The sequence below is a fragment of the Methylobacterium sp. Ger2507 genome, from assembly GCF_055231875.1.
Window position 1 is genome coordinate 5,040,353 of record NZ_JBUYVC010000001.1, and the last position, 12,486, is coordinate 5,052,838.

Below are 12,486 nucleotides of genomic sequence, written 5' to 3' on the forward strand. Positions count from 1 at the left end.
AAGCCCGTCATGTCCGAGCCCAAATCCGGGTCCGTCGCGCAAGTCGCCCCCGCCGAGCGCAAGGACGTGCTCGCCCGCATCGAGACCTACAAGCGGCGTGAAATCGCCGAGGCGAAGCTGCGGGTGCCGCAGACCAAGCTCGAGAAGCGCATCGCCGACGTCTCGCCCCCGCGCGGCTTCGCCGATGCGATCGCGGCGCATATCGCCGAGAAGCGCCCGGCGCTGATCGCCGAGGTGAAGAAGGCCTCGCCGTCGAAGGGCCTGATCCGCGCCGATTTCGACCCGGCCGTGCTCGCCGCCGCCTACGCGGCCGGCGGCGCCACCTGCCTCTCGGTGCTGACCGACACGCCCTCGTTCCAGGGCAAGCCCGAATACCTCACCGAGGCGCGGGCCGCCTGCGCCCTGCCGGTCCTGCGCAAGGATTTCCTGTTCGAGCCCTATCAGGTGTTCGAGGCGCGGGCCTGGGGCGCCGACTGCATCCTGGTCATCATGGCCTGCCTCGACGACGACGAGGCCGCCGCCCTGGTGGAGACCGCGCACGATCTCGGCATGGACGTGCTGGTCGAGGTCCACGACACCGAGGAGCTGACCCGCGCCCTGCCGCTCGGCACCCGGCTGGTCGGCATCAACAACCGCAACCTGAAGACCTTCGAGGTCTCGTTCGAGACCGCGATCCGCCTCGCCGAGGGCGTGCCGGCCGACCGGATCGCCGTGGCCGAGAGCGGCATCGCCGGCCATGCCGACGTGGTCCGCCTGGCGGAGGCCGGCCTCGACACCATCCTGGTCGGCGAGAGCCTGATGCGCGAGGCCGACGTGACGGCAGCCACCCGGCGCCTGCTGTTCGGCGACGCGAAGGCCTGAGGACGCGACGATGGCCGAACTCACCCATCTCGACGCCACCGGCGCGGCCAACATGGTCGACGTGTCCGACAAGGACGCGACCACCCGCACCGCCCGCGCGACGGGAAGCGTCGTCATGCTGCCCGAAACCCTGCGGCTGATCCGCGAGGGCGACGCCAAGAAGGGCGACGTCATCGGCACGGCGCGGCTCGCCGGCATCATGGCCTCGAAGCGGACGCACGAGCTGATCCCCCTGTGCCATCCGCTGCTGCTCTCGAAGGTCCGGGTCGATTGCGAGGTCGACGACAGCCTGCCCGGCCTGCGCGTGACGGCGGAGGTGAAGGTGCTCGGGCCGACCGGCGTCGAGATGGAGGCGCTGACCGCCGTCTCCGTCGCCTGCCTGACCATCTACGACATGGTGAAGGCAGCCGATCGCGGCATGCGGATCGAGGGCATCCGCTTGCTGGCCAAGGATGGCGGCCGCTCCGGCGCCTACCGAGCCGAGGATCACGCTTGAGCGGCCAGGACGCGCCTGGCCGGAAATCGAGCGGCAAGGATCTGAGCGGCAAGGATCCGAGCGACAAGGATCCGAGCGGCAAAGGTTCAGGTCGGAAGGGGTCCGGCATGATCTCGGTCGCCGAGGCCCTGTCGCGGGTTCTCGCCGGCATCCCCGGCCCCGTCGTGGCGGAGACGATCGCCATCGGGCAGGCCGCCGGCCGGACCCTCGGCGCCGATCTGGCCGCCTTACGCACGCAGCCGCCCTTCCCGGCCTCGGCGATGGACGGCTACGCGGTGCGCAGCGCCGACCTCGACGCGGCGCCCGTCGCCCTTCGGCTCGTCGGCACCAGCTCGGCGGGCCACGGTTTCGCCGGCGCCGTGGGGGCCGGCGAGGCCGTACGCATCTTCACCGGCGCGCCCGTCCCGGAGGGCGCCGACGCGATCCTGATCCAGGAGAACGCCGAAGCAGCCCCCGAAACCGTGACGGCACGGGAATCCGTGCCGGCCGGACGCTTCATCCGCCCGAGCGGACTCGATTTCCGGGCCGGCGACCCCCTGCTCAAGGCCGGCGACGTCCTCGATCCCCGCCGCATCGCCCTCGCGGCCGCCGGGGGGCACGCCGTCCTGCCCGTGCGGCGACGCCCGCGCGTGGCGATCCTGGCCACGGGGGACGAACTCGTGGCGCCGGGCGAACCGGCGCGCTGGGACCAGATCGTCGCCTCCAACGGCCTCGCCGTCGCGGCCCTGGTCCGGGAATCCGGCGCCGAGGCGATCGACCTCGGGATCGCCGGGGATACACTGGCGGCCCTCGACGATGCCATCGGCCGTGCCGTCGCGGCGGAGGCGGACCTGCTCATCACCCTCGGGGGCGCATCGGTCGGCGACCACGACCTCGTGCAATCGGCCCTTCACGCCCGGGGCCTCGACCTTGGCTTCTGGCGCGTGGCCCTGCGCCCCGGCAAACCGTTGATGCATGGCCGGCTCGGCCGCATGGCCGTGCTCGGTCTGCCCGGCAACCCGGTCGCGTCGGTGGTGTGCGGCCTGCTGTTCGTGGTTCCGGCGATCCGGGCACTCCTGGGCAACCCGCACGCGGCCGCTGATGCCTCGGAGCCGGCCATCCTCGGCTGCGACCTCGCGGAGAACGACCTGCGCCAGGATTACCTGCGCGCCCGCATCGAGACGGCGCCCGACCGGTTGCCGGTGGTGTATCCGGAGAACCGCCAGGATTCGTCGATGCTGCGCATCCTCGGATCGGCCGAAGCGCTGCTGATCCGCGCGCCGCACGCCCCCGCGGCGAAGGCCGGTGCGCCCTGCCGCATCCTGCGCCTGGACCGGCGCCTGCTCTGACCGCCCGGCTCCAAGGCACTGGAGTCCGTCAGGTTCCTTTGGCTTGTCGGAATAACCGGTTTCCCCCGATCCCAGCCAAACTCCAGCCGGGACTCGCATCCCTCCGACGCAGGCCTCGTCCACTCCGGACCCGCATCTGGGTTCCCGCGCCGAAACGCGACGCCGTCAGCGAAGATAGGTCACGCTGTAGAGCGTGCGCCGCAGGGCCTCCTCATCGACCCAGACCCGACCGTTGTCACAGGCCTCGCGCATGCCCTCGCGCATCCGGGCGCAGTATTCGCCGGTGTTGTCCTGGACCCGATACTGGCAGCTGCCGCCGACCTTGCGGCGGCCGATGACGGGGCTGGCGTGATCGGCGTGCAGGTCCGGGTCCTTCGGGTCGCGGTCCTCCAGGAGGTACCAGCTGTAGCCGATGGTCGGCACCCGGCCGTGGTCGAGGGCGTAATCGATCATCGCCAGGATGCGGGCGACCGCCCGGCGGCCCGGCGGCCGGCCGGCCTCGCGCAGGGCGGCGAACTCCGCCTGATTGGCGGCGACCCGATAGGAGACCGGCAGCAGCGGCACCGGCAAGGGGACCCGGCGGCAGCGCGCCTCCACGTGGGCGATCCAGCCGGCGTTGAAGGTGTCGGTGCGGGGATCGCGCAGATGGGGCACGGTTCCGGCAAGGCTGCGGAAGCACAGGGGCCGGGGCGCGAGGCGGCTGCGGTAGCGCAGCGCCCGCAGGGTCCGGTCGGCGTAGCGATAGCCGTCGTTGGACGGCAGGTCCCGATCCTCGCACAGGCCGCCGATGTTGTAGAGCAGGGCGGCGGTGTCCTCCTCGCCACCCTCGATCTTGTCGAAGTACGGCAGCAGCTTGGGGTTGCCGATGTTGGACATCTCGGCGGCGTTGCGGCTCCAGGCGATGTCGGCCCGCCAGTTCGGATGGGCCTTCAGATGGGCGCGCAGGGCCGGGATCGCGGTCAGGCGTTCCGGATCGGCGAAGTAGGTCTTGGTCGCCACGTCGAGGGGCGAGATCTGACGCCCGAGCCGGTGCGAGATCATGTCGGCCGTGGCGTAGGCGAAGCAGATCGCGCTCTCGCCCTGGTTCAGCGGCATCTCGCGCGGCGAGGGCGACAGCGCGACGTCGCGGGTGCCCTCATGGACGTCGAACGGGATCGTGGCCGCGACCGGCGCGCAGGTGGGATTGCGCGCATAGGCCGGGTGGAGCGGCAGGATGCGCGGATCGACCTGCGCCCGGGCCGCCGTGACGGAGGACAGCAGAACGCCCGCCAGGGCGCACGACAGGACGCCCGACCGGACAGCCGCCCGGATGGCGCCTCCGATCCGGCCGGGACGCATCCTCAACCCTTCCGGCGCAGACGACTGGCGAAGAACCCGTCGAGGCCGCCGCGCAGTTCCGGGGCCTCACCGGTCAGATGCGCCGGCAGCGTGCGCAGGTCGCCGGCGGCGTCGATCGGCTCCGACAAACCGCCGAGTTCCGAGGCCTGCACCGGCACGCGCTCGAAGTCCGGGTTGCGGGTGAGGAAGGTCGCGACCTGGTACTCCCCCTCCTCCCGCTCCAGAGAGCAGGTGCAGTAGACGAGGCGGCCGCCGGGCCGCACGAGGGCGGCGGCCTTGTCGAACAGGCGCTTCTGCAGGCCGATGAGGCGGCTGATGTCACTCTCGGTCTTGGTCCAGGCCACATCGGGATGGCGCCGGAGAGTGCCGGTGGCCGAGCATGGCGCATCGAGGAGGACGGCGTCGAAAGCGCCCTCTTCGGGCATCGAGAGGGCATCGCCGACCCGGATCTCCGCTTCCAGGCCGAGCCGGGCGAAGTTCTGCGACAGACGCTCCAGGCGCGGGCTCGACCGGTCGACCGCCAGCACCGAGGCACCGGCGGCGGCGAGCTGCGCAGTCTTGCCCCCGGGCGCCGCGCAGAGATCGGCGACCCGCTCTCCGGGCGTGACCGCGAGGAGCCGCGCCGGCAGGGCGGCAGCGGCGTCCTGCACCCACCATTGCCCCTCGGCATAGCCCGGCAGGTCGGCGACGGCGGAGCGGACCTCGTGCAGGCGCACGCTGCCGGTCGGCAGGGCGACGCCGCCGAGGCGTTCGGCCCATTCGGCGGCCGATCCCCGTACGGTGATGTCGAGGGCGGCGCCCTGGAGATGGGCGGCCGCGATGGCCCGCGCGGTCTCGTCGCCATAGGCCGCGCGCCAGCGCCGGGCGAGCCAGTCCGGCGTGTTGTCGGAGAGCGGGTCGCCCGGATTGGCGACGATCGCCTCGCGCTCGCGCACGATCCGGCGCAGGATCGCGTTGACGAGTCCGGTGAGGTGCTGGAGCTGCGGATCGGCCTTGGCGAGGCGTACGCCGAGATCGACGGCGGCGTGATCCGGCACGTTGAGATCGAGGATCTGCACGGCCCCGGTGGCCAGGAGCGCCACGAGGCGCGGCTGATCCTCGGGCAGACCCTGGGCCATGCGCTCGGCCAGGACCCGGCGCAGGAAGCCGAGGCGCCGGAAGGTGGCGGTGGCGATGGCGCGAGCCAGCCCGGCATCGGCGGCGTCGAGACCGGCGTTCCGGCCGGCCTGCGCGAGGGCGTCCTCGAGGGCGAAGCCACGGGTCTTGCCGATGAGGTCGGCCACCGCGCTGTGAGCGACCTGACGGGCGGCGAGGCCCGCGACGGTGCGGTCGATCGGCGCCGTCGGCGCATCCGTATTGCGACCTGTCGCCATGAATGCCACTTCCTGAATTCTTGAGCCCGCTCGCGGCGGACCTGTCTGCGATGCCCTTCCACCCACCACACCGAGATGCAAGCCATGACGAGCCCGGAACCGACGGAAAACCGCGCGGATGAGCCCCAGCCGGAGGCGAACAGGCGCCTGACGCCGGAGGCGGCTCGGGCGCTGGCCGAGGCGGCTGAACGCCGGGACGCCATCGATGCCCACGCCGCCGAGATCGCGGCCCAGCGCGAGCGCCAGGGCCGCGGCGGGCTGGAGCCGGTGCGCTACGACGATTGGGAGATCAAGGGCATCGCGGTCGATTTCTGAGGACGCGTTGCCGCCGGAACGTCCGGCATCCCCCTCCGTTGTTCCGGCCACCGCGTCAGCACCGAAGGACAACCCGATGGCCACCAAGGTTTCGAGCAACAACGCAGGCGAAGGCCCGCACGGCGAGGTCGCCCTGGCCCGGGGACAGACCGTGGCGATGCGCATGTGGCGCGACGAGGCGCCGAGCGCCGACAAGCCGATGGCGAAGCGCCCCTACGAGACCGTCGGCTACGTCATCGCCGGCCGCGCCGAGCTGATCGTGGACGGCGAGAAGGTCCTGCTGGAGCCCGGCGATTCCTGGCTGGTGCCGGAAGGTGCCGAGCACACCTACCGCATCCTCGAAGCCTTCACGGCCGTCGAGGCCACGTCGCCGCCGGCCCGCTGAGGGCCTGAAGGTCCCGCGCGGTCGCCGTGGCCGCGCGGGGTCGGGTTCTCTAAAACGGAGCCCGGACCTGCGCCGGCCGCCGGACGGTCGAGTGGGCGTCGCGTCATGTCCTCTCGGTCCTCCCGCGTGCTTGAATCGACGTCCGGTTTGCTGCGACCTCCGGTATGGGTACAGGACGATTGACTGGGAGGGCGGACCGGATGGCGGGTGAATCGGATGACGATCTGTTCCGATTCCTGGACCGCGAGACAGCGGACGCGGTGTTCGGGGAACGCCGCCGCCGGGCACAGGACAACGATCCGGAGTTCCGCGCCGAACCTGCCGTCGCATCGCCCGCCATTTCGCTGATGATCACCAATCGCCAGAGGACCGCGCTTCGCAGCTTGGGGTTTTCGGATGCGGCGATCCGGACGATGACGCCGGCGGAGGCGCACGGATACCTGGGCCTCGACAAGCCTGAGCGCTGATCCACCCTGCGAAGACATCGACCCTGCTGGACGGACCACCGATCATCGTCATCCGCCCTCGCACTTTGCTGGGGATTTCGCGGCGTAACCGCTATCGAACGGATCGGCTCTGCACCTAGGTTTCCGCCGAACCCGCTCGGCCCCATCGGCCTGAGCGGCCGGAGACCATCCGAGCCTGGACGCCGTGGAACCGACACACGCCTTCGATGCGATCGCGGATGCCCTCGAGACCACGGGGGCATACCGGGTGCTGCGCCAGATCAGGCCGTTCGTGGACAGCGCCGAGCCGCCGGACGAGCCGATTTTCATCGGCCTGATCGTCGACACCGAGACGACGGGAGTGGATCACAGCCGCGATGCCGTGATCGAACTCGGCATGATCAAGTTCGCGTATGGTGCCAGCGGGCGGGTCTACCGGGTGCTCGAGACCCTGAACCAGCTCCAGGACCCGGGGCGCCCGATCCCGCCCGAGATCACGCGCCTCACCGGCATCAGCGACGCCGACGTGGCCGGGCAGGCCATCGACGATGCGGCGGTGCACGCCATGGTGGCCGACGCCGCCGTGGTGATCGCCCACAACGCCAGCTTCGACCGGCAGATGTGCGAGACCCGCTGGCCGGTCTTCGCGGAGAAGAACTGGGCCTGTTCCTGCCATCAGGTGCCCTGGCGCGACGAGGGACACGAGGGCCTGAAGCTCGGCTACCTGCTGATGGATTACGGCGTCTTCCACAAAGGGCATCGCGCCATCGACGATTGCCGGGCGCTGCTTGCCCTGTTGGCCGCCCCGCTGAAGACCTCTAAACGCCTGGCCCTGTCGTGCCTGCTGGAGACCGCCCGCAAGCCGACGGTGCGGGTTTGGGCCGCCGGCTCGCCGATCGCCCAGAAGGACGTTCTGAAAGGCCGCAGTTATCGCTGGAGCGGCCGACGCCGTTGCTGGTACATCGACATCGCGGAGGACCGCCTCGATGTCGAGCGCGCCTTCCTGTGCCGGGAGATCTACCAGCGCGAGGTCCACGACCTCGTAGCGGACCGCATCACGGCGCGGGACCGGTTCTCGGTCCGGACCAATCCGGAAGCCTGAGGGCGGCGTCGGACGTGCCCTACTGCCGACACGTCCCCTCCGCGGCCTGCGCGCGAGAACTCAGCGTCCCAGCAGGGCGGGAATGACGGACCGCACGCGGGAATAGCCCCGCGTCGACCGTGCCCAGGCGGCTTCGTCCCACGGGCGCCGGACGCGGCGGCAGCCATCCGGCAGGGCCGCCGCCGAGGGTCCGACCGGCGCCCAGGCCGTGACCACCGGGAGGTCGCCGGCCCAATCGGCCCCGGCCGGACCGGCCGCGCACCCGAAATGGGCCTCCGCCCGGGACAGGGCGTCCGCCATCGCGGCGTCGTCCGCCGCCTTCACCCGATCGGCGGCGGCATCGGCATGAACGATCAGGCCGCCGATGCGCACGACTCGCGCGGTCCCCAGCGGCAGGCTCTCCGGGTGGAGATCGTCGAGGTGCAGCAACAGGGCGACCTCGCCCTCCGGCGCCGTGTCGGCCGGCGGCAGCGGAACCTCGCGCGGCGGCATCGGCTCGTCGAGCGCATCCGGGTATTCGTCGAGCCCGACCGGATCGAAGCGCCCGTCCGTGTAGCGGCGGATGTTCTCCGCGCGGGCGACATAAGGCTTCCCTCGGGTGTGCAGGCCCGCCACCCAGCGCCAGGACAGCGTGTTGCTGGCCGGATCGCCGTCGAGCAGATGACGCAGGAAGAAATCCGCCCCGAGCGCCCAGGGCAGCTGCAGGGTGAAGATCCAGATCGAGGCGAACCACATCCGGGCATGGTTGTGCAGCCAGTTCGTCGCCACGAGTTCGCCAGCCCAGTCGTCGAAGCCGTCGATGCCGGTCCGTCCGTCGATCGCCGCCTCGTAGGTTCGCCGCAGACCAGGGTCGGCGGCCATCCGCGCATGTCCGTCCGCGACCAGTGCGCGATAGTCGGTCCAGGCGGAGGGATGGGTTTCGAGGTGGCCTTTGAAATAGGTCCGCCAGAACACCTCGGACACGAACTTCTCTGCGCCCCCGTCGCCGAACGCAGCGTCGGCCGCCGCCACGACCTCCGCCTCGGTGATGAGACGCCGACGCAGGTAGGGCGACAGTGCCGACGTGGTCGGCGCAGCCCCCGGCCCCCGGTCGGTGTTGCGGTCGGCCGCATAGGCCACGCCCGCGCCCCCGAGAAATTCGGAGAGGCGGGCAAGGCCGGCGGCGCGGGTGAGGGGGCCAATGTGGGACATGGCCCTGAGCTAGGGCCGCCCGGTCCGTGGCCGATGCGACCCAATCGCCCCCGGACCGGGGCGTTCTAATTCGGGATCAGCTCACGGGCGGGGCCGCCGGTTTCCTGGCCGCGGGCCTGAGCGTAGCCCGGCAGGGCGGGGTTGCGGGCATTGCCGCTGTCGCTGTCCGGGCCGCCGAGCCAGTCCGCCGAACGCGGCGGCGTCAGGATCGAGCCGGTGATCGCCGGGCTCTCGGTCGGGTGCGGGACGGTCCGAGCCTGAGAGGCGCCGGTCAGGGCCGCGATGCTGGCGGCAGATGCGAGAACGACGGCGGAAACGGTCTTGAACATCGTCATGTCGGGCCTCCTGTGGATCCTGCCTGATCCAACAGCGTCAAGCAGGGATGCCGGACAGACGATGTGTTCGGTTGCTTATTCCACCGGCCACTAAAGAATTCGGACTTCGTATCCGAGATCAGACCATCGAGGGGCAAGACGCGAGGCATGCGAGAAAGATTTCGATGCGCGCGTGGAATAATCGGGACTCGGCCGCGTCCATGCCCCCGTAGCCGGTTCCGAAGCGCGTCCGGCCCGAAACGAAGCGGAGCCCCGCCCATGCCAGGAGACCGGACATGACGGACATGATGCGCCTCATCGAGCCGCTGATTCCGGCCCTGCGCCGCTACGCGCGGGCTCTGCTGCGCAACCCGGCCGATGCCGACGATCTCGTGCAGGATTGCCTGGAGCACGCCGTCGGCCGCTGGCACCAGCGCCGGGCCGATGGCGACGCCCGGACCTGGCTCTTCGCGATCGTCCACAATCTCGCGGTGACGCAGATGCGCCGACGCGCCCGCCGCGGCGCCCACCTGCCGATCGAGGACACCGCGGAGGCCAACCTCGCGGTGGCGCCGACGCAGGAGAGCGGCCTGCGCCACCGGGACCTGATGAGCGCGCTCGACGCCCTGCCGGAAGAGCAGCGCAGCGTCCTCCTGCTGGTGACGGTCGAGGGCCTGTCCTACGCCGAGACCGCCGACATCCTCGCCATCCCGACCGGGACCGTGATGTCCCGCCTGTCCCGGGCGCGGGACCGGATGATCCAACTGATGGACGGCGCCGACGCGACCGTTCCGGCTAAGCGCCCGCTCCTGCGGAGGGTGAAATGACCATGCGTCCGATCGGCGAAGACGATCTCCAGGGCCTCGTGGACGAGCGGCTCGAGGCGGCCCGGCAGCGCGAGGTCGAGGCCTTTCTCGATGACCATCCCGAGGCGCGGGCACGGGTCGAGCGTCTGGTCGCCCTGCGCGCCGAGATGCGCGCCGCCTTCGCGCCTGTCGCGGCCGAGCCGGTGCCGGCCCGGCTGAACCTGGCGCGGATCGTCGAGGCGCGCCGCCATCCATCTCGTCCGGCGTGGCACGCGATGGCGGCCGGGCTTCTGCTCCTGGTCGGAGGGGCCGGAGGCTGGGGCCTGCGCGAGGCGGTCTCGCCGGTGCCGACCGGCATCGAGGCCCTGGCTCAGTCGGCGAGCATGAACTACGCGGTCTATGCCCCCGACCACACCCGTCCGGTCGAGCTGGCAGCCACCAACCGGGACGAGATCGCGGGCTGGTTCTCGGCCCGGCTCAAGCGGCCGGTCGGCGTGCCGGACCTGAGCGGCGCCGGCTACCGCCTCATGGGCGGGCGCCTCGTTGCCACGCCGCAGGGGCCGGCCGGGCTCCTGATGTACGATGACGGCCACGGCGCGCGCTTCGTGATGCTGATGCGGCCCATGTCGGTGCCCGGCGACGCGCCGATGCGGCCCTACGCGACGGCAGCCGCGAACGGCTACGCCTGGGCCCACGACGGGCTCGGCTACAGCCTCGTCGGAGCCGCCGATCCCGCAATCCTGCACCCCCTCGCCGATGCGATCCGGCGCGCCACCGCGAAGGCCATCTGAAGGTCCGCCATGTCCATCCTGAACGACCTCACGGGCGCCGATCCGGGCTTGACCCCACGCGCCGTCCTCCTCCGGCTCGGCGCCATCGGGGGCCTCCTCGCCGGCACCGCCGGGGCCTTCGCCGCCGTCGGCGGCTGGCTCTCGCCGGGCGCGCTGGACCAGGCGCGGATCGTCGACCGCTTCGAGCGGGTCAACGGCCCGCATCCGGGATTCCGGCGCAACCATGCCAAGGGGCTCTGCCTCGCCGGCCGCTTCGAGAGCAGCGGCCGGGGGGCGCGCCTGTCGAAGGCGTCGCTGTTCGGCGCCGGGCAGGTCACGCCGGTCACCGGGCGCATCGCGCTGGCGGGCGGCCAGCCTTATGCGGCGGATGCAGCCACCACGGTGCGCAGCCTCGCGCTGCGATTCCACCTGCCCAACGGCGAGGAATGGCGCACCGGTAACAACGACATCCCGGTCTTCCCGGTCCGCACCCCGGAGGCGTTCTACGAACAGCTCCTCGCCGCCAAACCGGACCCGGGCACGGGCAAGCCGAACCCCGACGCGCTGAAGGCGTTCTTCGCGGGGCATCCCGAGAGCGCGAAGGCGGCCGCCCTGATCAAGGCGCGGACGATCACCGCCGGGTTCGCCGACGACACCTTCCGCAGCCTCAACGCCTTCCGGTTCGTCGCCCGGGACGGCACGGAGACGCCCGTGCGCTGGGCGTTCGTGCCGGATCAGGCCGCCACGGCCGAAAGCGCGGCCCAGAGCGCACGTGCGGACAAGAATTTCCTGTTCGACGCCTTCGCGTCCGCGGTCCGTCGGACGCCCGTGCGCTGGCACCTCATCGCCACGCTCGGCGAAACGGGCGATCCCATGGCGGACGCGACGGTCGCCTGGCCCTCCGACCGCGCGACCGTCGATCTCGGGAGCGTCGTCGTCACCGCGACGGAGGCGGAGGCCGACGGCAATTGCCGCGACGTCAATTTCGACCCCCTGGTGCTGCCCGCCGGCATCGCGGGCTCGGACGATCCGCTGCTCAGCGCCCGCTCGGCGGCTTATTCCCAATCCTTCACGCGCCGCGCCGGCGAGCCGAAGTCGCCCAGCGCCGTCCACGACACCCCCGCGTCAGGAGCCGGATTGTGAGCCACCCCGCACGCTTCAACCGGCCGGCACGGCTGCTGCACTGGACCATGGCGGGCCTGATCCTCGCGATGCTGTTCATCGGCGTCGCGATGGTGACCTCGCTGGCGCATTATCAGGCCCTCGTGGCTTTGCACCGCCCCCTCGGGATCGGCATCCTGGTCCTGGCGGTGCTGCGCCTCGCCAATCGCTGGCGCCATCCGCCGCCGGACCTGCCGGCCGACCTTCCGGGCTGGCAGCGGCAGGCGGCGCATGCCTCCCACATCCTGCTCTATGGGCTGATGCTCGGGCTGCCGCTGATCGGCTGGGCGATGCTGTCGGCGGCCGGGTATCCGATCGGACTCGCCGGCGCGCTGGTGCTTCCGCCGATTCTGCCGCGCGATCCCGGCCTCTATGCCTGGCTCCGGCCGCTGCATACGGTCCTGGCCTACGCCCTGTTCGGCCTCATCCTGGCCCATCTCGGGGCGGCTTTGATGCACGGGCTGATCCGCCGGGACGGTGTCTTCGCCAGCATGGCCCTGCGCCTGACGCCATCCCGGTCGCGATCAGCACGACGCCTGAGCAGCACGACCCCCGATCAGCACGACCCCCGATCAGCACGACCGCAATGAGCACGACACA

Annotated in this window: 15 protein-coding genes; 11 read left to right on the forward strand and 4 right to left on the reverse strand. The window is 71.5% G+C overall.

Annotated features, from left to right (window positions below):
* The first annotated feature begins 9 nt into the window (after positions 1 to 9).
* The 3 genes from trpC to ACV7NL_RS23275 all read left to right on the forward strand — a co-directional run bounded on the left by trpC (position 10) and on the right by ACV7NL_RS23275 (position 2,685).
* The gene (gene trpC, locus ACV7NL_RS23265; RefSeq protein ID WP_463357006.1) at positions 10 to 861 is read left to right on the forward strand and encodes an indole-3-glycerol phosphate synthase TrpC; all 852 of its coding nucleotides are present in this window, start codon (positions 10 to 12) and stop codon (positions 859 to 861) included.
* Positions 862 to 871: 10 nt separating this feature from the next.
* Positions 872 to 1,357 carry a cyclic pyranopterin monophosphate synthase MoaC gene (gene moaC, locus ACV7NL_RS23270; RefSeq protein WP_056188801.1) on the forward strand — a complete coding sequence of 162 codons (486 nt, stop codon included), beginning with the start codon at positions 872 to 874 and terminating at the stop codon, positions 1,355 to 1,357.
* 107 nt (positions 1,358 to 1,464) lie between these two features.
* A complete protein-coding gene (locus ACV7NL_RS23275; protein ID WP_056486695.1) occupies positions 1,465 to 2,685 on the forward strand; it encodes a molybdopterin molybdotransferase MoeA in 1,221 nt (406 codons plus the stop codon).
* Between the two features lie 165 nt (positions 2,686 to 2,850).
* On the opposite strand, the gene ACV7NL_RS23280 is transcribed toward ACV7NL_RS23275, so the two are convergent.
* Entirely contained in the window at positions 2,851 to 4,023 is a 1,173-nt protein-coding gene (locus ACV7NL_RS23280) for a hypothetical protein (RefSeq protein WP_056486350.1), read from the reverse strand.
* 2 nt (positions 4,024 to 4,025) lie between these two features.
* Complete coding sequence (locus ACV7NL_RS23285; RefSeq protein WP_056486347.1) at positions 4,026 to 5,396, reverse strand: RsmB/NOP family class I SAM-dependent RNA methyltransferase; 1,371 nt, start codon at positions 5,394 to 5,396, stop codon at positions 4,026 to 4,028.
* A gap of 84 nt (positions 5,397 to 5,480) precedes the next feature.
* Here ACV7NL_RS23285 and ACV7NL_RS23290 point away from each other — a divergent pair, with 84 nt between their 5' ends.
* The 4 genes from ACV7NL_RS23290 to ACV7NL_RS23305 all read left to right on the forward strand — a co-directional run bounded on the left by ACV7NL_RS23290 (position 5,481) and on the right by ACV7NL_RS23305 (position 7,644).
* Positions 5,481 to 5,711: a DUF1674 domain-containing protein gene (locus ACV7NL_RS23290; protein ID WP_056188810.1), complete on the forward strand. Its 231-nt coding sequence runs from the start codon at positions 5,481 to 5,483 to the stop codon at positions 5,709 to 5,711.
* A 76-nt stretch (positions 5,712 to 5,787) separates the two neighbouring features.
* On the forward strand, positions 5,788 to 6,096 hold the full coding sequence (locus ACV7NL_RS23295; RefSeq protein WP_056188814.1) for a cupin domain-containing protein: 309 nt from the start codon (positions 5,788 to 5,790) through the stop codon (positions 6,094 to 6,096).
* Positions 6,097 to 6,296: 200 nt separating this feature from the next.
* Entirely contained in the window at positions 6,297 to 6,563 is a 267-nt protein-coding gene (locus tag ACV7NL_RS23300; protein ID WP_056188817.1) for a hypothetical protein, read from the forward strand.
* Positions 6,564 to 6,747: 184 nt separating this feature from the next.
* Complete coding sequence (locus ACV7NL_RS23305; RefSeq protein ID WP_056486345.1) at positions 6,748 to 7,644, forward strand: 3'-5' exonuclease; 897 nt, start codon at positions 6,748 to 6,750, stop codon at positions 7,642 to 7,644.
* Positions 7,645 to 7,704: 60 nt separating this feature from the next.
* Here the strand turns inward: ACV7NL_RS23305 and ACV7NL_RS23310 are convergent, their stop codons facing one another.
* Together ACV7NL_RS23310 and ACV7NL_RS23315 are read right to left on the reverse strand one after the other, a co-directional pair.
* Positions 7,705 to 8,835 (reverse strand): FAD-binding domain-containing protein, encoded by a 1,131-nt coding sequence (locus tag ACV7NL_RS23310; protein ID WP_463357007.1) that lies wholly within the window; start codon positions 8,833 to 8,835, stop codon positions 7,705 to 7,707.
* 65 nt (positions 8,836 to 8,900) lie between these two features.
* Positions 8,901 to 9,170: a hypothetical protein gene (locus tag ACV7NL_RS23315; protein ID WP_463357008.1), complete on the reverse strand. Its 270-nt coding sequence runs from the start codon at positions 9,168 to 9,170 to the stop codon at positions 8,901 to 8,903.
* Positions 9,171 to 9,445: 275 nt separating this feature from the next.
* On the opposite strand from ACV7NL_RS23315, the gene ACV7NL_RS23320 reads away from it, so the two are divergent.
* The 4 genes from ACV7NL_RS23320 to ACV7NL_RS23335 are packed head-to-tail and all read left to right on the forward strand — an operon-like array spanning position 9,446 to position 12,476.
* Positions 9,446 to 9,976: a sigma-70 family RNA polymerase sigma factor gene (locus ACV7NL_RS23320; protein ID WP_056188831.1), complete on the forward strand. Its 531-nt coding sequence runs from the start codon at positions 9,446 to 9,448 to the stop codon at positions 9,974 to 9,976.
* A complete protein-coding gene (locus ACV7NL_RS23325) occupies positions 9,973 to 10,746 on the forward strand; it encodes an anti-sigma factor family protein (protein WP_463357009.1) in 774 nt (257 codons plus the stop codon). The genes ACV7NL_RS23320 and ACV7NL_RS23325 overlap by 4 nt, the downstream gene beginning before the upstream one ends.
* 9 nt (positions 10,747 to 10,755) lie before the next feature.
* A complete protein-coding gene (locus tag ACV7NL_RS23330; RefSeq protein ID WP_463357010.1) occupies positions 10,756 to 11,868 on the forward strand; it encodes a catalase family peroxidase in 1,113 nt (370 codons plus the stop codon).
* Positions 11,865 to 12,476: a cytochrome b gene (locus ACV7NL_RS23335; RefSeq protein ID WP_463357011.1), complete on the forward strand. Its 612-nt coding sequence runs from the start codon at positions 11,865 to 11,867 to the stop codon at positions 12,474 to 12,476. Before ACV7NL_RS23330 ends, ACV7NL_RS23335 begins: the two co-directional genes overlap by 4 nt.
* Positions 12,477 to 12,486 lie beyond the last annotated feature (10 nt).

Excerpts from the sequence above, each read along its gene's own strand:
- trpC (WP_463357006.1), top strand. The coding sequence starts at position 10 with ATGTCCGAGCCCAAATCCGGGTCCGTCGCGCAAGTCGCCCCCGCCGAG.
- moaC (WP_056188801.1), top strand. The coding sequence starts at position 872 with ATGGCCGAACTCACCCATCTCGACGCCACCGGCGCGGCCAACATGGTC.
- ACV7NL_RS23275 (WP_056486695.1), top strand. The coding sequence starts at position 1,465 with ATGATCTCGGTCGCCGAGGCCCTGTCGCGGGTTCTCGCCGGCATCCCC.
- ACV7NL_RS23280 (WP_056486350.1), bottom strand. The coding sequence starts at position 4,023 with ATGCGTCCCGGCCGGATCGGAGGCGCCATCCGGGCGGCTGTCCGGTCG.
- ACV7NL_RS23285 (WP_056486347.1), bottom strand. The coding sequence starts at position 5,396 with ATGGCGACAGGTCGCAATACGGATGCGCCGACGGCGCCGATCGACCGC.
- ACV7NL_RS23290 (WP_056188810.1), top strand. The coding sequence starts at position 5,481 with ATGACGAGCCCGGAACCGACGGAAAACCGCGCGGATGAGCCCCAGCCG.
- ACV7NL_RS23295 (WP_056188814.1), top strand. The coding sequence starts at position 5,788 with ATGGCCACCAAGGTTTCGAGCAACAACGCAGGCGAAGGCCCGCACGGC.
- ACV7NL_RS23300 (WP_056188817.1), top strand. The coding sequence starts at position 6,297 with ATGGCGGGTGAATCGGATGACGATCTGTTCCGATTCCTGGACCGCGAG.
- ACV7NL_RS23310 (WP_463357007.1), bottom strand. The coding sequence starts at position 8,835 with ATGTCCCACATTGGCCCCCTCACCCGCGCCGCCGGCCTTGCCCGCCTC.
- ACV7NL_RS23315 (WP_463357008.1), bottom strand. The coding sequence starts at position 9,170 with ATGACGATGTTCAAGACCGTTTCCGCCGTCGTTCTCGCATCTGCCGCC.
- ACV7NL_RS23320 (WP_056188831.1), top strand. The coding sequence starts at position 9,446 with ATGACGGACATGATGCGCCTCATCGAGCCGCTGATTCCGGCCCTGCGC.
- ACV7NL_RS23325 (WP_463357009.1), top strand. The coding sequence starts at position 9,973 with ATGACCATGCGTCCGATCGGCGAAGACGATCTCCAGGGCCTCGTGGAC.
- ACV7NL_RS23330 (WP_463357010.1), top strand. The coding sequence starts at position 10,756 with ATGTCCATCCTGAACGACCTCACGGGCGCCGATCCGGGCTTGACCCCA.